At 73.1% G+C, this 19488-nt stretch carries 16 protein-coding genes; 9 read left to right on the top strand and 7 right to left on the bottom strand.

The features are described from left to right. Window positions 1-93: 93 nt before the first annotated feature. Window positions 94-1557 (bottom strand): MFS transporter, encoded by a 1464-nt coding sequence (locus B0675_RS02995; RefSeq protein ID WP_081217169.1) that lies wholly within the window; start codon window positions 1555-1557, stop codon window positions 94-96. Window positions 1558-1653: 96 nt separating this feature from the next. Here B0675_RS02995 and dusB point away from each other — a divergent pair, with 96 nt between their 5' ends. After that, window positions 1654-2805 carry a tRNA dihydrouridine synthase DusB gene (gene dusB, locus B0675_RS02990; protein ID WP_081217168.1) on the top strand — a complete coding sequence of 384 codons (1152 nt, stop codon included), beginning with the start codon at window positions 1654-1656 and terminating at the stop codon, window positions 2803-2805. Window positions 2806-3139: 334 nt separating this feature from the next. Here the strand turns inward: dusB and B0675_RS02985 are convergent, their stop codons facing one another. Both B0675_RS02985 and B0675_RS02980 read right to left on the bottom strand, forming a co-directional pair. Then, window positions 3140-5077 carry a glycogen debranching N-terminal domain-containing protein gene (locus B0675_RS02985; RefSeq protein WP_081217167.1) on the bottom strand — a complete coding sequence of 646 codons (1938 nt, stop codon included), beginning with the start codon at window positions 5075-5077 and terminating at the stop codon, window positions 3140-3142. Further along, the gene (locus B0675_RS02980; protein ID WP_241539890.1) at window positions 5074-6546 is read right to left on the bottom strand and encodes a hypothetical protein; all 1473 of its coding nucleotides are present in this window, start codon (window positions 6544-6546) and stop codon (window positions 5074-5076) included. The genes B0675_RS02985 and B0675_RS02980 overlap by 4 nt, the downstream gene beginning before the upstream one ends. A gap of 233 nt (window positions 6547-6779) precedes the next feature. Here B0675_RS02980 and B0675_RS02975 point away from each other — a divergent pair, with 233 nt between their 5' ends. From B0675_RS02975 to B0675_RS02960, 4 genes are all read left to right on the top strand, one after another. Then, window positions 6780-8000: an ROK family protein gene (locus B0675_RS02975; RefSeq protein ID WP_081217165.1), complete on the top strand. Its 1221-nt coding sequence runs from the start codon at window positions 6780-6782 to the stop codon at window positions 7998-8000. Window positions 8001-8405: 405 nt separating this feature from the next. Beyond that, the gene (gene ppdK, locus B0675_RS02970; RefSeq protein ID WP_081217164.1) at window positions 8406-11156 is read left to right on the top strand and encodes a pyruvate, phosphate dikinase; all 2751 of its coding nucleotides are present in this window, start codon (window positions 8406-8408) and stop codon (window positions 11154-11156) included. A gap of 166 nt (window positions 11157-11322) precedes the next feature. Next, entirely contained in the window at window positions 11323-12258 is a 936-nt protein-coding gene (locus B0675_RS02965) for an oxidoreductase (protein WP_081217163.1), read from the top strand. Between the two features lie 109 nt (window positions 12259-12367). Next, window positions 12368-13150, top strand: a complete 783-nt coding sequence (locus B0675_RS02960) for a TSUP family transporter (RefSeq protein ID WP_081217162.1) — start codon at window positions 12368-12370, stop codon at window positions 13148-13150. Between the two features lie 83 nt (window positions 13151-13233). Here B0675_RS02960 and B0675_RS02955 read toward each other — a convergent pair whose 3' ends face one another. Both B0675_RS02955 and B0675_RS02950 read right to left on the bottom strand, forming a co-directional pair. Continuing rightward, window positions 13234-13854: a class F sortase gene (locus tag B0675_RS02955; protein WP_081217161.1), complete on the bottom strand. Its 621-nt coding sequence runs from the start codon at window positions 13852-13854 to the stop codon at window positions 13234-13236. 163 nt (window positions 13855-14017) lie between these two features. Next, complete coding sequence (locus B0675_RS02950; RefSeq protein ID WP_081217160.1) at window positions 14018-14536, bottom strand: hypothetical protein; 519 nt, start codon at window positions 14534-14536, stop codon at window positions 14018-14020. A 380-nt stretch (window positions 14537-14916) separates the two neighbouring features. Here B0675_RS02950 and B0675_RS02945 point away from each other — a divergent pair, with 380 nt between their 5' ends. Then, a complete protein-coding gene (locus B0675_RS02945) occupies window positions 14917-15630 on the top strand; it encodes an NAD(P)H-dependent oxidoreductase (RefSeq protein ID WP_081217159.1) in 714 nt (237 codons plus the stop codon). A gap of 99 nt (window positions 15631-15729) precedes the next feature. Here the strand turns inward: B0675_RS02945 and B0675_RS02940 are convergent, their stop codons facing one another. After that, window positions 15730-17373, bottom strand: coding sequence for a M4 family metallopeptidase (locus tag B0675_RS02940; RefSeq protein ID WP_081217158.1), 1644 nt, complete (start codon window positions 17371-17373; stop codon window positions 15730-15732). A 181-nt stretch (window positions 17374-17554) separates the two neighbouring features. On the opposite strand from B0675_RS02940, the gene cutA reads away from it, so the two are divergent. The 3 genes from cutA to B0675_RS02930 all read left to right on the top strand — a co-directional run bounded on the left by cutA (window position 17555) and on the right by B0675_RS02930 (window position 18615). After that, window positions 17555-17881, top strand: a complete 327-nt coding sequence (cutA, locus tag B0675_RS40375; RefSeq protein ID WP_107482550.1) for a divalent-cation tolerance protein CutA — start codon at window positions 17555-17557, stop codon at window positions 17879-17881. Then, a complete protein-coding gene (locus B0675_RS40370; RefSeq protein WP_107482549.1) occupies window positions 17878-18324 on the top strand; it encodes a gamma-glutamylcyclotransferase family protein in 447 nt (148 codons plus the stop codon). Before cutA ends, B0675_RS40370 begins: the two co-directional genes overlap by 4 nt. Window positions 18325-18414: 90 nt before the next feature. Next, window positions 18415-18615, top strand: a complete 201-nt coding sequence (locus B0675_RS02930; RefSeq protein WP_107482548.1) for a twin-arginine translocation signal domain-containing protein — start codon at window positions 18415-18417, stop codon at window positions 18613-18615. Window positions 18616-18682: 67 nt separating this feature from the next. On the opposite strand, the gene B0675_RS02925 is transcribed toward B0675_RS02930, so the two are convergent. Then, window positions 18683-19405 carry an ElyC/SanA/YdcF family protein gene (locus B0675_RS02925; protein ID WP_081217155.1) on the bottom strand — a complete coding sequence of 241 codons (723 nt, stop codon included), beginning with the start codon at window positions 19403-19405 and terminating at the stop codon, window positions 18683-18685. Window positions 19406-19488: the final 83 nt, after the last annotated feature.

The raw sequence follows: 19488 nt of genomic DNA, 5'->3' as shown, positions 1-19488 counted from the left end.
GCCCAGGACGGTGAACGGCCCCGGGCGCCCTTCTGTCCGGGCCCCTCGCCGTCCGTCCGACCCCTTGCCGTCCGGGTCTCGTGCTGTCCGGGGTCAGGCGGCCGTGCTGTCCTGGGCCCGGACGCTCACCGGTTCCGCCACCTCCGGCGCCTCCAGCAGGCGGGCGGTGCGGTCGGCGGTGCCGCGGGCCCAGCGTCCGCTGGTGAGCGCGCCGAGGACGAGGACGGCGAGGCCGCAGGCGGTGATGATCCACCAGCCGGGGCGGGCGGCGGACACGAAGGTGGCGCGGTAGGCGGAGGCCTGGATGCCGGAGGCGAGGGCTGCGCCGATGACGGCGACGCCGAGGGTGCCGCCGATCTGGCGGCTGGTGGAGGCGACGGCCGCGGCGACGCCGGCCTGGGTGCGGGGCATGCCGGAGACGGCGGTGTTGGTGATGGGGGCGTTGACGAAGCCGAAGCCGAGGCCGAAGAAGACGTAGCCGATGACGAGGGTGACGTTCGACGTCTCGGCCTCGAACGCGGCGAACAGGACGCCGCTGATCGTCATGGCGACGCCGGCGATCAGCAGGGACACGCGGGGGCCGCGGCTGCCGACGAGGCGTCCCGAGACGGGCGCGCAGACGAAGCACAGGATCGCCATCGGCAGCATCCACAGGCCCGCGTGCAGGGCGTCGAGGCCCCGGACGTTCTGCAGGTAGAGCGTCGACAGGAACAGGAAGCCGCTGAGGGCGGCGAACGCGCTGACCGCGATGACGGTCGCGCCGCTGAACGGGGCCGAGCGGAAGAAGCGCAGGTCGATGAGGGGTTCGTCGCGGCGGGGCTCGTACCACAGGAGGCCGAGCAGGGCGGCGAGGGCGATCGCGCCGAAGGCGAGGGTGTGGGCGAGGCCGGAGGTGGGCGCCTCGATGATCGCGTAGGTGAGGGAGCCGAGGAGCGCGATGACGAGGAGCTGGCCGACCGGGTCGGGGCGGCGGGCCTTGGGGGCGCGGGACTCGGGGACGAAGCGCAGGGTCAGCAGGAGGGCGGCGAGGCCGACGGGCAGGTTGATCCAGAAGATGGAGCGCCAGCCGACGGTGTCGACGAGCAGTCCGCCGACGAGGGGGCCCGCGGCCATGGAGATGCCGACGACGGCACCCCACACGCCGATCGCGCGGGCGCGTTCGCGGGGGTCGGTGAAGGTGTTCGTGATGATCGACATCGCGACCGGGTTGAGCATCGAGCCGCCGACGGCCTGGATCATCCGGAAGACGATGAGGGTGTCGAGGCTCGGGGCCAGGGAGCAGAGGACCGAGCCGATGGTGAACAGGACGAGGCCCGCCATGAAGACCTTGCGGCGGCCGATGCGGTCGGCGGTGGAGCCCGCGAGCATCAGCAGAGAGGCCAGCACCAGGGTGTACGCGTCGATCGTCCATTGCATGCCCGCGACGCTCGCGTGCAGTTCCCTCTGCATCGAGGGGAGGGCGACGTTCAGGATGGTGACGTCGAGGCTCACGATCAGCAGACTCATGCAGCAGATCGCGAGCACCAGCATGCGGTGGCGGTGGCTGAGCTCAGGCATTCAGCCAGAGTACGCCGACGTCGATAGTGTGTCTAACTAATGACCTCTACACGATCTTCTGTGCGGGCACCCGGCGCCGTACGCCACAATGGGGGAATGCCCACGCCCACGTCCACCGTGAACTCCGTGCTGTCGATCGGTCCCCACCAGGTGCAGCCGCCCGTCGTCCTCGCCCCCATGGCGGGCATCACGAACGCGCCGTTCCGCACCCTGTGCCGGGAATTCAGCGGCGGCAAGGGTCTCTTCGTCAGCGAGATGATCACGACGCGGGCGCTGGTCGAGCGCAACGAGAAGACCATGCAGCTGATCCACTTCGACGCGAGTGAGACGCCCCGCTCGATCCAGCTGTACGGCGTCGACCCCGCCACCGTCGGCAAGGCCGTCCGCATGATCGCGGAGGAAGGTCTCGCCGACCACATCGACCTCAACTTCGGCTGCCCGGTCCCCAAGGTGACCCGCAAGGGCGGCGGCTCCGCGCTGCCGTACAAGCGTCACCTGCTGCGCGCGATCCTCCGCGAGGCCGTCAGCGGCGCCGGGGACCTGCCCGTCACCATGAAGATGCGCAAGGGCATCGACGACGACCACATCACCTTCCTCGACGCCGGACGCATCGCGGTCGAGGAGGGCGTGACCGCGATCGCCCTGCACGGCCGGACCGCCGCCCAGCACTACGGCGGCACCGCCGACTGGGACGCCATCGCCCGGCTGAAGGAGCACGTGCCGGAGATCCCCGTCCTCGGCAACGGCGACATCTGGTCCGCCGACGACGCGCTGCGGATGGTCCGCGAGACCGGCTGCGACGGCGTCGTCGTGGGCCGCGGCTGCCTCGGCCGGCCCTGGCTGTTCGGCGACCTGGTCGCCGCGTTCGAGGGCCGCGAGGAGTACGCCCGCCCGACGCTGCGCGAGGTCGCGGCCGTCATGGTCCGGCACGCCACCCTGCTCGGCGAGTGGATCGGCGACGAGGCGCGCGGCGTCATCGACTTCCGCAAGCACGTCGCCTGGTACCTGAAGGGCTTCTCCGTCGGCTCCGAGATGCGCAAGCGCCTCGCGATCACCTCCTCGCTCGCCGAACTCTCCGACGGGCTCGCCGAGCTGGACCTCGACCAGGAGTGGCCCGCCGGCGCCGACGGCCCCCGCGGTCGCACCTCCGGCAACAACCGTGTCGTCCTGCCGGACGGCTGGCTGAAGGACCCCTACGACTGCGCGGGCGTCGGCGAGGACGCGGAACTCGACACCTCCGGCGGCTGAACCCCGGCCGCGGGGCACGGTTCACCGGCCGCGGCGCCCACCGCCCCGTCCGGGGACGCCCGGCCCTCGCGGACCGGACGGGACCGGACCGGGCTCACGGCTCCCCGCCTGGCCCGGACAGCCCGCCGGGCCCGCCGGGACCCGGGTACGACAGCGGGCGCTCACGGCCCGCGCCGCAGCCGCGCCCGGACGGCCCGCCGCGCACTCGGCGCGAAACCCCCGCCTCCGCGCACTCGGCACGAAACCCCCGCCTCCGCGCACCGCCCCGCACAGCACGGCGGTGCGCGGACCGGCCCCCGCCGGCCCGCGCGTCCCCCCGCCCCCGCGGTGGACCTCAGGCGCCGCCGACCGCCGTGAGCAGCGCCAGGGGAGCCGCCGCCGAGCGGGACTCCCGGACGCAGGCGTGCGGATACGGCACCGGTTCGGCGTGGGTCTCCCGGTCGTAGCCCGCGAGGACCTCGGGCAGCCGGTGGCCGGCCGCCGTCGCCGCGTCCACCAGCCCGTGGGCCACCGTCCGGGCCTCGTCGTGCAGGCCGTACCGGGCGAGCCCCAGCGTGATGAGCGCGTTGTCGTGCGGCCACACCGAACCGCGGTGGTACGACAGCGGGTGGTACGCCGACTGGCCCGAGGCGAGGGTGCGGACGCCCCAGCCGGAGAAGAAGTCCGGCTCCAGCAGCCGGCGGCCCACCAGCTCGCCGTACTCCTTGTCGAGCAGCCCCGACCACAGCAGATGGCCCGCGTCCGAGGCCAGCGCGTCGACGTGCCGGCCGTCACCGTCCAACGCCAGCGCGGGGAAGGCGTGTTCACTCATCCAGAAGTCCCGCTGGAAGCGGTCGCGCAGGTCGGCGGCGGCCTGCTCCAGAAGCGCCGCGTACACCTCGTCGTCCCAGACGGTCCGGGCGAGATGCGCGGTGCGGCGCAGCGCGTCGTACGCGTACCCCTGCGCGCCCGCGGCCATCACCGGCCCGCTCGGACGGCTGCCGTCGGCCGAGCACATCGCGCCGGGGGAGTCCTTCCAGTTCTGGTTGGCGAGGCCGCCGCCGTCCGCGCGGTAGACGAGATAGCCGCGCGAGGTCAGCCCGCCGTGGTCCAGCATCCAGCCGATCGCCGCACGGGCGTTGGACTCCAGCCTGCGGGCGAGGGACGCGTCGCCGGTCTGCTCCGTGTACGCGCCGAGCAGCACCAGGAACAGCGGAGTCGCGTCCACCGAGCCGTAGTAGCGGCCGTACGGAACCTGCCCGAAGTGGGCGAGTTCGCCGTGCCGCACCTCGTGCACGATCTTGCCGGGCTGCGCGACCGTGTCCGCCCCCACCTCGACGGCCTGGGTCGCGGCGAGCGCGGGCAGGGTCGCGGCGGCGAGCTGCGGCCGGTAGGGCAGGGCGAAGAGCGAGGTGAGCAGGGCGTCCCGGCCCAGCAGGGTGAGGAACCAGGGGACTCCGGCGGCCGGCACCCGCAGCTCCTCGCCGTCCGGGCCGCGGGCCGGGACCTGGAGCACGGCGAGGTCGGACAGACCCCGCGCGCAGGCCGCGGCCAGCTCGGGCCAGCCGGTCGGGAAGGGCACGCCCTGCGCGAACTCGCCCTCCAGCGCGAGGAGTCGCTCGTTCGCGGCGGCGGGGGAGGCGGGCACGCTCGGCGCGTGCGCGGCGCCGTGCGGACGGGCCGCGACGCGCAGCGCCAGCTCCGCGGAGCCGTGCGGTTCGAGATCCAGCGCCCACACCAGGCGGCGGGCGCCCGTGCCGGTCTCCTCGACGCCGTCCGGGGCGGGTTCGGAGGTGACCGTCGTACAGGACCGCCACTCCCCGCGCCGGTAGCTGAACTCGACTCCGTCGTCGAGGACTTGACGCTGCCGGACGACCCCGGTCTTGGCGTACGTCCGGTAGTCGGAGCGCAGTTCGAACTGGTCCGTGAAGTCGGCGTCCGCGGTGACCGCGATACGGACCGTGGTGGGCGTCGGGCGGTTGCTGGTGACGCGCAGCGCCTCCACGAACGCGCCCTCGGCGACGGCCTGTTCACGGAAGAGGGTGTAGGCGGGCGGCTCGTTGCGGCCGCCGCGCGGGACCAGTACGCAGCGGGCGGTGTCGCCGTCCGCGACCGGGGTGAGCGCCTCGGGCACCGCCCCGTCCACCGTCAGCTGCCACCGGCTGAGGTGCCGTGCGTCCCGCACGAACAGTCCGTCCGGGGACGTGCCGCCCCGTACACCGCTGATGTCCCCTCCGTCGTCCACGGCGGCGAACGTCCCCCCGTGCACGAGCAGATGATGTCGTTCCGTCATCCCCGGTCCCCTCCCTCGGCGCCCGTCCCGGCGTCGTACGCGCTCGGTAACCCCGTGCTGTGTGCCGTGTTCACCGACGTGCCGTGCCCGGCCTCGGCCCCGACCGGCTGCGGCCCGCCGGTGGAGTGCAGCAGGTCGAGGGCCAGTGCCGCCGTCCAGCTGAACCCGAGTGCTCCGCAGGCCTCGCCGGTGTACGGGTCCACGTACTCGGCGAACCCCGATTCCCCGGCCGTGTCGAGCAGGGCGGTCCGCAGGGCGTCCGCCCGTCCGTGCTCCCCGTGCAGCCGCAGCCCGCGCTCCAGCAGCCAGTTGGTGTTGAACCAGGCCGGGCCCCGCCAGTACCGGTGCGGGTCGAAGGCGTCGCCGGTCAGGTCGTAGCTGGGCGCGAGGCGCGCGGCGCCACCGAGCGCGAAGTGCGGGCCGCTCGCGGTCCGTACGAGCCTGGCGGCGATCTCGCGCGGCAGCGTCGGCAGGATGAGGGGCAGCAGTCCCGCGACGCTGCGCTCGGGGATCGGCCCGCTGCCGCGGCCGTCCGGGCCGCCGCGCTCGTCCCGGCAGAAGAACAGGCCCTCCGCCGGGTCCCACAGCCGGTCCACCAGGGCTGCCGTCAGCCGCTCGGCTCGCGCGTGGCGTGCGGTGCCCGCCGCGCCCAGTTCCTGCGCGATCTCGGCCAGCGCGTGCTCGGAGGCGATCAGCAGGGCGTTGAACGCGGGGTCCTCGACGGCGAACTGGCCGCCCCCGTCGGCGTATCCGCGGTCGCGGTAGTCGGCGGCGAGGCGCACGTACCGCCCGTAATCGAGGTCGGTGGGCCGGTCCTCGGGGGCGCCGTGGGCGAGGTCCGCGCGGCGGAAGGAGCGGGCGGGCGCGGGGGTCACGCGGCTGAGCGGCGCGTCCCAGCACGGGCTGTTGTCCATGCCCTGCTCCCAGGGGTGGACCACGCTGGCGAGTCCGCCGCCGCCCAGGTCCCGGCGGTGCAGGAGATAGCGGTGCCAGGCCGCCAGCCGCGGGTACATCCGGGGGAGGAACGAACGGGCCCGCGACAGCCCGGGGTCCGCGCGGTGCACCAGCCACACGGCGAGCGCGTGCACCGGTGGCTGCACGATGCCCGACGTCTGTACGGTGCGCGGGGCGCCCGCCGCGCGGCCCGCGGTCGAGGAGCGCCAGAAGTCGGGGCTCGGGAAGTACGCGTCCAGCGGGACGGAGGGGTTGAACACGATGTGCGGGACACGCCCGTCGGCCCACTGCGCGCCGAGCAGGGTCTCCAGCTCCGTCTGCGCCCGCAGCGGGGACAGATGACGCAGTCCGATCGCGACGAACGCGGAGTCCCACGACCACTGGTGCGGGTACAGACCGCGCGAGGGCACCGTCGACGTTCCCGTCCAGTTGCCGTCCAGCACCCGGGACGCCCTGAGGTGCAGGGAACCCGACGGCCCCGCGGGATCGTATACAAGTGGTCCGGTACGGGCGATTCCGCCCGGACCGGGCGGAGTGGGCGGGCCGGAGGCGTGCACGGGAGTGCCGGAGGGGCGCAAGGGGGCGGTGAGTCCCCTGCGCAGGGCGGTGAGCTGGGTTGTGCTGTCCACTCAGGTCTCCCCGAAGACGTCCGTCCGACCAGTTCGGCACTAGCTACCGTAGGGTTACGTCTATTTAACACGCAAAACTCAATATGTAATGCAGAGTTGAGGAACGCAAGGGGGTGCGCATGACCGGAAGGGCGGCGAGGACCGTGAACCAGGCAAGCGCCGGACAGCTGCTCGAACTGGTGCGCAGTGGGCGGGCGACCACCCGTGGCGCGCTCCAGCAGGCCACCGGCCTGTCCCGGGCCACGGTCGGCCAGCGCCTGGACCGGCTGTTCCGCGCCGGCTGGCTCCGCGAGGGCGCCGGCGGACCGGTCGACTCACCGCTCGGCGGCCGCCCCTCCATCACGCTGGAGTTCGACGACGCGCACGCGGTCGTCCTGACCGCCGACCTCGACACCCGGCACGCCCGGGCCGCCGTGGTCACCCTGACCGGCGAGATCCTCGCCGAGCACGCGGGCCTCCTGGTGATCGACGAGGGGCCCGAGGCGGTGCTCGGCGAACTGGGGCGCTGGTTCGCCGAACTGCTGGTGAAGTCCGGCCGGGGCGCCGACGCCGTCTGCGGCATAGGGCTCGCGGTGCCGGGACCGGTCGACATCGACACCGGGCGCGTGGTGCAGCCGCCGATCATGCCGGGCTGGGACGGTTACGACATCCGGGGCCGGCTGGCCCGCGCCTTCGCCGAGCACGCGGGCACCGACCGCTGCGCCCGCGTCCCCGTGCTCGTCGACAACGACGCCAACCTCATGGCGTACGGGGAGCAGCGCACCGGCTACCCGGACTGCTCGGCGTTCGCCCTGGTCAAGGTCTCCACCGGTATCGGCGCGGGCATGGTCGTCGGTGGCGCCGTCTACCGGGGGGTGGACGGCGGGGCCGGCGACATAGGGCACATCCGGGTCGGCGCGGACGCGCCCTGCCGGTGCGGCTCGTACGGCTGTCTCGCGGCCGTCGCCAGCGGTGGCGCGGTGGCGCGTCGGCTCGCCGAGGCGGGTGTGCGGGCGGCCTCCGGCTCCGACGTGCGGGATCTGCTGACGGCCGGTCACCCCGAGGCGATGGCCCTGGCCCGGGAGGCGGGCCGGCAGGTCGGGGACGTCCTGGCCACCGTGGTCACCCTGCTCAACCCGGGTGTGCTGATGATCGCCGGAGACCTGGCCGGAACGCCCTTCCTCACGGGCGTGCGCGAACTGCTCTACCAGCGGGCGCTGCCCCGCTCCACCGCTCATCTGGACGTGGTGACCTCACGGCTCGGGGAGCGGGCCGCGCTGGTGGGCGCCGGGGCGCTCGTCGTGGAGCACCTCTACGCACCGGAGCGCGCCGAGGAGCGGCTCGCGGCGCTCGGCGTGTGACCGGCGTGTCCCTGTCCGGATCGTGGTCCGCATGATGGAACCGGGCCGCCCCGCGGGGCGTGATTCTCGCCACCCTTGAGGGGGTCATTGCTCAGATGAGCGGATCGTGGGCGACTGCACTTCCCTAAGGGGTGGCACTCAGTGCCACCCTCTGATCGTTCATCGATTAAACTCAGACGTGTCGAGGGGTGCTCACCTGAGCGCGTTGACCGGTCTACGGGCGTTGATGCGTTCAAGAAGTGAAAACACCGGCGCCGTATGGCTTGCCAAGCCTTGACTTTCGATCTGGTGGCGGACGGGTGGTTACAGGCGCATGACGCGCAAGTGGACGTACCCACGCGCCTTCGATCTGGGTATGTTCCCCCTCGTCAGGGCAGCCACCGCGACGTCGAGGAGTCGAGACTCGTGTCGGAAAACAAAGATCCCCACGTAGCTGAGAGCGGCGACAGCGGCGTCGGCGGAGTGAAGTTCGTTTACGACTTCACCGAGGGCAACAAGGAACTCAAGGACCTTCTCGGAGGCAAGGGTGCCAACCTCGCCGAGATGACCAACCTGGGTCTTCCCGTACCGCCCGGCTTCACCATCACCACCGAGGCGTGCAAGACGTACCTCGACAGTGGCGAGGAGCCGGCGGCACTGCGTGACGAGGTGAGTGCACACCTCGACGCCCTTGAGGCGAAGATGAGCAAGAAGCTCGGCCAGGCCGACGACCCCCTGTTGGTGTCGGTCCGCTCCGGGGCGAAGTTCTCCATGCCCGGCATGATGGACACCGTCCTGAACATCGGCCTCTCCGACAAGTCGGTCCAGGGCCTCGCCAAGCAGGCCGGCGACGAGCGCTTCGCGTGGGACTCCTACCGCCGCCTCATCCAGATGTTCGGCAAGACGGTCCTCGGCGTGGACGGCGACCTCTTCGAGGAGGCGCTGGAGGCGGCGAAGCACCTCAAGAAGGTCGCGGTCGACACGGACCTCGAAGCGGCCGACCTGAAGAAGCTCGTCACCAAGTTCAAGAGGATCGTCAAGACCGAGGCCGGCCGGGACTTCCCGCAGGACCCGCGCGAGCAGATGGACCTCGCCATCCACGCGGTCTTCGACTCCTGGAACACCGAGCGCGCCAAGCTCTACCGCCGCCAGGAACGCATCCCGCACGACCTCGGCACCGCCGTGAACGTCTGCTCGATGGTCTTCGGCAACCTCGGCCCCGACTCCGGCACCGGCGTCGCCTTCACCCGCGACCCCGCCTCCGGCCACCAGGGCGTCTACGGCGACTACCTCCAGAACGCGCAGGGCGAGGACGTCGTCGCCGGTATCCGCAACACGGTCGCGCTCGCCGAGCTGGAGTCGATCGACAAGAAGTCGTACGACCAGCTCATGCAGATCATGGAGACCCTGGAGAACCACTACAAGGATCTCTGCGACATCGAGTTCACCATCGAGCGCGGCCAGCTGTGGATGCTCCAGACCCGCGTCGGCAAGCGCACCGCGGGCGCGGCCTTCCGCATCGCCACCCAGCTCGTGGACCAGGGACTCATCGACGAGGCCGAGGCCCTCCAGCGGGTGACGGGCGCCCAGCTCGCCCAGCTGATGTTCCCGCGCTTCGACGAGGACGCGAAGATCCAGCAGGTCGGCCGGGGCATCGCCGCGTCGCCGGGCGCCGCGGTCGGCAAGGCGGTCTTCGACTCGTACACCGCGGTGAAGTGGTCCCGTTCCGGCGAGAAGGTCATCCTGGTCCGCCGTGAGACGAACCCCGACGACCTGGACGGCATGATCGCGGCCGAGGGCATCCTGACCTCGCGCGGCGGCAAGACGTCCCACGCGGCCGTCGTCGCCCGCGGCATGGGCAAGACCTGTGTCTGCGGCGCCGAGGAGCTGGAGGTCGACACCAAGCGGCGCCGGATGACCGTGCCCGGCGGGCACGTCGTCGAGGAGGGCGACCTCATCTCGATCGACGGGTCGAGCGGCAAGGTCTACCTGGGCGAGGTCCCCGTCGTCCCGTCCCCGGTCGTCGAGTACTTCGAGGGCCGGATGCACGCCGGCGCCGACGACGCCGACGAGCTGGTCGAGGCCGTCCACCGGATCATGGCCTTCGCCGACCGCAAGCGCAGCCTGCGCGTACGCGCCAACGCCGACAACGCCGAGGACGCGCTGCGCGCCCGCCGCTTCGGCGCCCAGGGCATCGGTCTGTGCCGCACGGAGCACATGTTCCTCGGTGACCGCCGCGAGCTGGTCGAGCGTCTGATCCTCGCGGACACCGACGCCGAGCGCGAGGAGTCGCTGAAGGCACTCCTGCCGCTCCAGAAGAAGGACTTCGTGGAGCTGTTCTCCGCGATGGACGGCCTCCCGGTGACGGTCCGTCTCCTGGACCCGCCGTTGCACGAGTTCCTGCCGGACATCACCGAACTGTCGGTGCGGGTCGCGCTCGCCGAGTCCCGCAAGGACGCCAACGAGAACGACCTGCGCCTGCTCCAGGCGGTGCACCGCCTGCACGAGGCGAACCCGATGCTGGGCCTGCGCGGTGTGCGCCTCGGCCTCGTCATCCCCGGCCTGTTCACCATGCAGGTACGGGCCATCGCGGAGGCCGCCGCCGAGCGCAGGAACGCCAAGGGCGACCCGCGCGCGGAGATCATGATCCCGCTCGTCGGCACCGTCCAGGAGCTGGAGATCGTCCGCGAGGAGGCCGACCAGGTCATCGCCGAGGTCGAGGCCGCCACCGGCGTGCAGCTGAAGCTGGCGATCGGCACGATGATCGAGCTGCCGCGGGCCGCGCTCACGGCCGGACAGATCGCCGAGGCCGCGGAGTTCTTCTCCTTCGGCACCAACGACCTCACCCAGACGGTGTGGGGCTTCAGCCGCGACGACGTGGAGGCCTCCTTCTTCACGGCGTACCTGGAGAAGGGCATCTTCGGCGTCAGCCCCTTCGAGACCATCGACAAGGACGGCGTCGGCTCTCTGGTGAAGTCCGCGGTGGAGGCCGGCCGCGCGACCCGCCCCGACCTGAAGCTCGGCGTCTGCGGCGAACACGGCGGCGACCCCGAGTCGGTCCACTTCTTCCACGAGGTCGGACTCGACTACGTCTCCTGCTCCCCCTTCCGCATCCCCGTCGCCCGCCTGGAAGCGGGCCGAGCGGCCTCCAGCTCGAAGGGCAGCGACCACCGCTAGAACCCCGGAACCCCGCCGGCGACTGACCCTCACCGGCCGGCGAGGCTCCGGCGTCCGACCCGAAGGGGCGGCAACCCTGTGCGGGGGTGCCGCCCCTTCGGGGTGTTCCGCGTCCCGCCGCCGTCCCCCCTAGGCTGGAAACCCCCGTCCCCCCGAAGGAGCCCCCATGCCCCGCTGGACCGCTCAGGACGTCCCCCGGCAGCGAGGGCGCACCGCCGTCGTCACCGGGGCCAACAGCGGGCTCGGGTATGTGACCGCGCGGGAGTTGGCCCGGCAGGGGGCGCGGGTCGTGCTGGCCTGTCGGAGCGCCGAGCGGGGGGCCGAGGCCGGGGACCGGATCGTGGCCGACGTGCCCGGCGCGGATGTCGCGTTCCTGCGGCTGGACCTCGGGGAGCTGGACTCCGTGCGGGAGTTCGCCGCCGGCGTCGCCCGGACGTACGAGCGGCTCGATCTGCTCGTGAACAACGCCGGGGTCATGGCGCTGCCGCCCGGCCGCACCGCCGACGGGTTCGAGACCCAGTTCGGCGTCAACCACCTCGGGCACTTCGCGCTCACCGGGCTGCTGCACCCGCTGCTCGCCGACACCCCCGGCGCCCGGATCGTCACCGTCTCCAGCATGGTCCACGCGCTCTCCACCATCGACCTCGACGACCTGAACAACGACCGGCAGCCCTACCGCAAGTGGATCGCCTACGCACGGTCGAAGTCCGCGAACCTCCTCTTCACGCACGAGCTGGCACGGCGGCTGTCGCGCGCCGGATCCGGCGTCGTCGCCGCCGCCTCGCACCCCGGCTACGCCTCCACCAACCTGCAGACCGCCGGGCCCCGCATGGAGGGACGCCGCGGCGCCGAGCGGCTCATGGAACTCGGCAACCGCGTCCTCGCGCAGAGCGCCGAAGCCGGCGCGCTGCCCAGCCTCTACGCGGCCACCGCCCCGGACGTGGCGCCGGACACCTTCGTCGGGCCGTCCTTCGCGATGTGGCGCGGCTCGCCCGCACCGTCCTGGCGGGCCCCCTGGACCCGCGACGACCGCGCGGGGGAGCTGCTCTGGGCCGCGTCCGAGGAACTGACCGGCGTCACCTTCGAGGGACTCAAGGACTGAATCCCTCCCCGGCGCGGTCCGTGAAAGCCGCTGGTCCGAACCTCAGAACTCGCTCAAGCCTGCCGAGATCCATGGACGGCACACGCACCGCGTCCATAGGGTCGCGATCATGCCCGACATATCGCTGACCACGGTCCTCGTACTCTGCGCCGCCGCCCTGGCGGCCGGCTGGATCGACGCCGTGGTCGGCGGCGGGGGCCTGCTCCTGCTGCCCGCCATGCTGCTGGGCCTGCCCGCCGGCACCTCCGCCGCGTACGCGCTCGGCACCAACAAGGCGGTGGCGATCGTCGGTACGACGGGCGCCGCGGTGACGTACGCGCGCAAGGCACCCGTCGACGTACGGCTCGCGGTCCGCATCGGGCTGGCCGCGCTCGCCGGTTCCACGGCCGGCGCGTTCGTCGCGGCGGGCTTGAGCACCGAGGTGCTGAAGCCGGTCGTCATGGTCGTGCTGCTCGCCGTCGGCGTCTTCGTGATCGTGCGGCCGGCGTTCGGCACCGCGCCGGCGACCACCCCGGTCTCCGCGCGCCGCGTCCTCGCCGCGATCGGCCTCGCGGGCCTCGGCATCGGCTTCTACGACGGGCTCATCGGCCCCGGCACCGGCACGTTCCTCGTGCTCGCCCTGACCGCGCTGCTCCACCTCGACCTGGTGACCGCCTCCGCCACCGCCAAGATCGTCAACTGCTGCACCAACGCGGGCGCCCTCGCCACCTTCGCGTGGAAGGGCACCGTCTTCTGGGAACTCGCCGCCCTGATGGCCGTGTTCAACCTCGCCGGCGGCATGGTCGGCGCACGGACCGCGCTCAAGAAGGGCAGCGGTTTCGTCCGCGTCGTACTCCTGACCGTCGTCTTCGCGCTGGTCGCGAACCTCGCGTACGAGCAGTGGCTGGCCTGAGGCCCTCGGCCACCCGGCACGCGCGGGCGGACACGTGGGCCGGGACGCGTCCCGCGGCGCCGTCCCGTTGTCCGGCCCACCCCTCAGCGGCTGCCCGTGAGATGGGCGAAGACGACCACGTTGCCCTGGTAGCCCGTCGCCCGGGAGTAGCCGCCGCCGCAGGTGATGACCCGCAGCTCCGGCCGGCGGGCCGCGCCGTACACCTTGGCGTCGGGGAAGGCCCGCGCGTCGTACACCTCGACCGCGTCGACCGTGAACACCGCCGTGCTGCCGTCGAGCCGGTCCACCTCGACCGTGCCGCCCTTGCGGACGGCGCCCAGGTCGTAGAAGACGGCGGGCCCCTCGGCGTTGTCGACGTGCCCGGCGACGATCGCCGTGCCGCGCTCGCCGGGCGAGGTGCCCGACTCGTACCAGCCGGCGAGGTTCTTCCTCTCCGCGGGCGGCACGTCCAGGCTGCCCTGCGGAGTGAGACCGAGGCCCATGAGCGGGGCGTCCACCCCGATCGCGGGGATGCGGATGCGGTCCGGCGGGGAGTGCGGCAGCGCCGGCGCGGCGGACGGAGCGCGGTCCCCGCCGGTCCCCGCCTCGGCCGCCGACGGCTGCGGCGGCGGATGGGCCTCGGAGCCGCTGCGCAGCAGCCAGGCGCCCGAGCACAGGGCGAACACGGTGACCGACGCTATGGCGATGTTGCTGACCCGGCGCACACGAGCCTCCTCACAGGGTCCTCTCCGGGGCCGGGGCCGGCCGGGCCCGACGGCGGGGAGGGGACGCGATCGGTCCCCTTCCCCCTCCGTGCCGCGAGGGGCGTCGGGCCACGGAGGGGGAGGGGACGGCGGTAACCGGCGGACGGACGGCGGAGGGTGTCCGTCAGATCCCGTCGCCTCTCGCCCGGCGATGCAGGAGCCAGGTACCGCCCGCGGCGGCGACGGCCAGCGCCGCCACTCCCGCCGCGGTCTGGACGGGGTCGGGGCCCAACGCGCCGCCGACACCGGTGTTCACATGGCCGCGCGGCTGGACCTGCTCGCGCGTCGAGGTCAGTGTCACGATCAGGTCGCCGGTGACCAGCCGGCCGTCGGCGCACTTCGCGACGATCTCGTACGTTCCCGGCTGCGCGCTCGGCGGCACCCGGAACTGGCCGATCGCCTCCTCCTCGTGCGCGCTCGCCGCGAGGGTGAAGGTGCCGGCGCCCACTGCGTCCGCGTCGCCCGTCGCGGTGCCGTCCCCGGCGCAGGCCGACGTGTTGACGGTGACGTCGGCGCCCGGGACGACCGTGGACGGGAACACCTCCAGGCTCCCGCCGTCCTCTCCGTACACGGGCGCGGCGGCCAGACCCGCGGCGGCGACGGCGAGCGCGGTACCGGTCAGCATCCGGGCGGTACGTCGCATCGTGCTAGCTCCTCCGAGGGGGCCCGGCCCGCGACACCCCCAAGTGCCGCTGCGTCGGTCGTGCCCCTGCTCTACCGAGGTAAGTGGCACCGGCACCGGTCCGCTCTCTGATGGATCGTCAGAAATGAGGTGAACGGGTGCCGGACGGCTCCGCCGGGCGGGCGGAAGCGCCGCTGTTCCAGCAGGTCACCGGCGTCCGCCTGGCGTGTCGCGAGGAGAACCCGAAGGGTGCGGCGCCGGGGGTGTGAACGGGTGACCGGCGGTTCGGGAGCGGGCCGTCCCGGCGTATGCCGTGGCGCCGGCGCGGCGGTCCGGTCGCCGGCGACGGGCCGGTGCGGACGCTTGACCTCAAGAATGGTTGAGGTAAGAGGCTGTGCGGCATGAAGACAACCACAGCCGCCTCAGTCGTTCCCTCAGTCGTTCCCTCAGTCGTTCCCGCGTCGGCCGCGGAGCCGTCGGCCGCGGAGCCGTCGGCCCGGTCCCGGGCCGAGGCCGCCGCGCCGGGACCGGCGGTCGAGCCGCCCGTACGGGTCGCCGTGGTCATCGGCAGCAATCGCGAGGGCCGGTTCGGTCCCGTCGTCGCCGGCTGGCTGCTCGACCGGATCGCCGAACGGGACGACTTCCTCCCCGAGGTCCTCGACGTCGCCTCCGTCGACCTCCCGACCGCCCTGTCGTCCTCACCGTCGCCCGCGGTGGCCGCCGAGCTGGCGAAGGTGACGCCCGCCCTCGCCGACGCGGACGCCTTCGTGGTCCTCACCCCCGAGTACAACCACTCCTTCCCCGCGGGCCTGAAGAACCTCGTCGACTGGCACTACGGCGAGTGGCGGGCCAAGCCCGTCGCCCTGGTGTCCTACGGGGGCGTCTCCGGAGGCCTGCGGGCCGTCGAGCACCTGCGGCAGGTCTTCGCGGAGCTGCACGCCGTCACCGTGCGGGACACCGTGTCCTTCCACGGCGCGGGCGCCGCCTTCGACGAGGCCGGCCACCCGCGCGATCCCGCCGGACCCGCCGCCGCGGCGAACACGATGCTCGATCAACTGGCTTGGTGGGCACGGGCGTTGAGGGACGCGCGGAAGCGACGGCCGTACGCGGGGTGAGGTGCGCGAGGTGAGCATGGCCGGCGGGGAACGGGGAGTGGGCAGACGGGCGTTGGTGCCGCCTGCCCACGGTGGGCGGGATTCCCGGAGGCGGAGAGGTCAGGCGACCGAGACCGCGGACCAGGCGGCCGCCACGGCGTTGTACTCCGTGCTGCCCGCGCCGTACAGGTCCTTGGCCGCGTTCAGCGTGGCGGTGCGGGCGCCCGCGTACTTCGTCGACGACGTCATGTAGACCGTCAGCGCGCGGTACCAGATCCTGCCCACCTTGTCGTGCCCGATGCCGGACACCGTCGAGCCGTTGCAGGTGGGGGAGTCGTAGTCGACGCCGCCCACCGTCCTGGCCCCGCTGCCCTCCGCGAGGAGGTAGGCGAAGTGGTTGGCGACGCCGGAGGAGTAGTGGACGTCGAGGCCGCCGACCGAACTGCTCCAGCAGTCGGCCGAGTTGCCGTCCTTGGAGGGCTTGTCCATGAAGCGCAGGGCGGGCTTGCCGAAGCCGGAACGGACGATCTTCTCACCGATCAGGTAGTCACCGGGGTCCGCCGCGTTGTTCGCGTACCACTCGACCATGGTGCCGAAGATGTCGGAGGTCGCCTCGTTCAGGCCGCCGGACTCGCCCGAGTAGGTCAGCGCGGCGGTCTTCGAGGTGACGCCGTGCGACATCTCGTGCCCCGCGACGTCGAGCGCGACCAGCGGCCCGAACGTCGTGCCGTCACCGTCCCCGTACGTCATGCAGAAGCAACTGTCGTCCCAGAAGGCGTTGTTGTAGTTGTTCCCGTAGTGCACGCGGTTGTAGGAGCCCTTGCCGTCGCCGGCTATGCCGTTCCTGCCGTGCACGTTCTTGTAGTAGTCCCAGGTCTCGTCGGTGCCGTACTGCGCGTCCACCGCCGCGGACGCGCGGTCCGCCGCCGCGCCGGTGCCCCAGTGGTTGTCCGCGTCGGTGAACAGCGTCGCGGGCGCCCGGCTGATGCAGATCCCGAAGATGCACAGGTCCGTCTTGTTCGCCGCGTCCCCGGTGTACGTGTTCCCGCGCGTCGGGTCCTTGAGCTGGTTCGTCGACCCGGACGCGGTCGTCTCCAGTGAAACGGTGCCGCTGTACAGCGACTTGCCGTCCCCGGTGGCCGTCTCGATGGTGTCCCAGGCGTCGATCCGGGAGCCGGTGCGGGCGTCGGTGAGGACCAGGCGGGCGACCGGATTGCCGAGACTGTCCTGGGCCACCACGGTGGTGCGCCAGGCGAGCCTCGGTGTCCCGTGCAGGGCGTCGACGACGAGCTGCGGCCTGGCCGTCACCTTGCGCAGCGCCTCGCCGGGGTTGGCGGCGCGCAGGGCCGACGCGGCGAGGTCGGCGGCCTTCGGCGCGGACAGCGCCGGGGTGACGTTGCTCAGGGAGACGGCCCTCGTGGTCGCCCGGTCGGCGCCGCGGTACGTGCCTCCCGGAGCCAGGTGCACCACGAAGTCACCTCCGAGGACCGGCAGGTGACGGTACGTCCGGTCGTAGCGGACGTGCTGGGTGCCGTCCCGGTCCACGACGACGTCCCGGACGGAGGTGTCCTGCGCGGGGGTGAGGCCCAGGCCGGTGGCGTGGTCCACGAGCGCGGCGGCCGCGTTCGTGACGGCGGCGGCCCTGGTGGGGCGGGCGTCGGCGTGCGCGGTGGGCGCGAGCGCGGCGGCCAGCAGGGCCGCCGCGGCCGCGGCGGCGCCCGCGGCGGCGAGAGAGGAACCTCGGATGTGCCGTGTCCGACTCATCGGTCTCCTTGGGAAGGCCCTGGGGGAGGGCGCGTGGGGGAGGTGCCGCACAGCCGCCTCGGAGGCGCCGCACAGCTGCCTCAGATTTAAGGGTTCATGACATGTCATGTCCATAGCGCCTCCGCGGTGGACGCGGGATGCGGCGAGAATCGTTTCCGTACCCCCACGAATGGAGACGACCATGGAGACGCCGGCCTGCCTGGCCGTTCTGACCACCATCGACTCGGCCGAGAGGGCGGGGGAGTTGGCCCGTGGCGCGGTCGCCGCGCGCGTCGCGGCCTGCGCGCAGGTCTCGGGACCGGTCACCTCCGTCTACCGGTGGGAGGGCGCGGTCGAGACGGCCGCCGAGTGGCAGATCCACTTCAAGACGACCGAGGTCCGCTACCCCGCCCTGGAGGCGTACCTCCGCGAGGCCCATGCCTACGAGACGCCCGAGATCATCGCGACCCCGGTCGTCGCGGGCGGGGCGGACTACCTGTGGTGGGTGGCGCGGGAGACGACCCCGTGAACGGAACGGGACCGCCCTTCTTCGTCTACGGCACCCTGCGCCCCGGCGAGCGCAACCACGACCTGTTCCTGCGTGGCCGGACCGGCTCCGAGCAGCCCGCACGGATGCCGGGGCTCGTGCTCCACCCGGGGCCCGGATACCCGTACGCCGTCGAGGAGGCGGGCGGCACGGCGACCGGCGACCTCGTGACCGCACTGCCCGCCGTGTACGAGCAACTCCTCGCGGAACTCGACGCGTTGGAGGAGTACGTACCGGGCGATCCGCGCAACCTGTACGAGCGGGTGGCACGCGACGCCGTCCTCGCCGACGGCACGGCCGTCCGCGCCTGGGTCTACGTCGCGGCACCCTCCGTCGCCGCGCGCCTGCGGGCGGCCGGACGCCCGATCGCGAGCGGGGAGTGGCACGGCACGACGGCGGACGCGCCCGCACCCGGCCCCGGCTGAGCCACCGCCGCCGGTACCGGGTGCACCCGTGCGGGTGGCCGGCCCGTGCGCCCCTGCCCGCCCGCGCGCGGCGCCCTCTAGGGTCCGGCCATGACCGACCGCGACCTCACCAGGCGACGTGTCCTCGCGCTCGGCGGCGCGGCCGTCGGCGCCGCCCTGGGCATCGGCCTCAACTCCTGCTCCGCCGACCCGAAGCCGGACGCCTCCCCGGGCCCACGGACCGCCTCCCCGCCGAAGCGGCCGGACGGGCGGCCGTCGGCGCCCGCCGCGGACACCGCGGGCGGCGACTGACGTCCCGCGCCGCTCACCCCCGGGCGTCCAGGGGTGAGCGGCGCGGGACGTACGCGCGCAGCGACGTCTACCGGCCCGCCGCCAGTGCCCGGGCCACCCCGTGCTCCTTGCGGCCGAGGAACCGCGGGTCCGGCCGGAACACCGCGTCCAGGGCGGCCTTGCCCGCCGCGAAGATCTCCCGGGTGCCGCCGTAGTACCAGGTCGCGTCGTGCTTGGCGTCGACACCGATCCCGTACGAGCGGACGCCCGCCGCCCGGCACAGGGCGACGGCCCGGCGGATGTGGAAACCCTGACTGATCAGGACCGCCTCGCGCACGCCGAAGATCCTGCGCGCCCGGACGCACGAGTCCCAGGTGTCGAAGCCGGCGTAGTCGCTGACGATCCGCCGGTCCGGCACCCCGTGCGCGGTGAGATAGGCGCGCATCGCGTCCGGCTCGTCGTAGTCCTCGCGGCTGTTGTCGCCGGTGACGAGCACGACCTCGATCCGGCCCGCCCGGTACAGCTTCGCGGCCGCGTCCAGCCGGTGCGCGAGATACGGCGACGGCTCGCCGTCCCACAGACCCGCGCCGAAGACGACCGCCACCGCGGTGCGCGGGGCGTCCGCCGTCGTCCGCAGCCGGTCGCCCGTCGTCACGTACATCCACGTCATCGGGAGGAGGGCCAGCACGCACAGCACCATCAGCGCCTGCACCGCCCGTCGTCGGCCCGGCCGGGTCCGCGGCAGGCGTACCGCGCGCAGCAGCCGGAGCGGGCGCGGCCGGCGCAGGACCGGACGCTTCGGGCGCGGCATACGCGGCAGTCGCGGCATGGTCGATGTCCCCCAGGTGACGTCGCGCGTGGGTGCGGGCCGGGTCCCGCGGCCGGGTCCGACGG

This window comes from Streptomyces sp. M41(2017), assembly GCF_002078175.1.
In the GTDB taxonomy this organism is placed as follows: Bacteria; Actinomycetota; Actinomycetes; order Streptomycetales; family Streptomycetaceae; genus Streptomyces.
The sequence above is the reverse complement of the archived record's forward strand: the minus strand, read 5'-3'. Positions and strand labels throughout refer to the sequence as shown.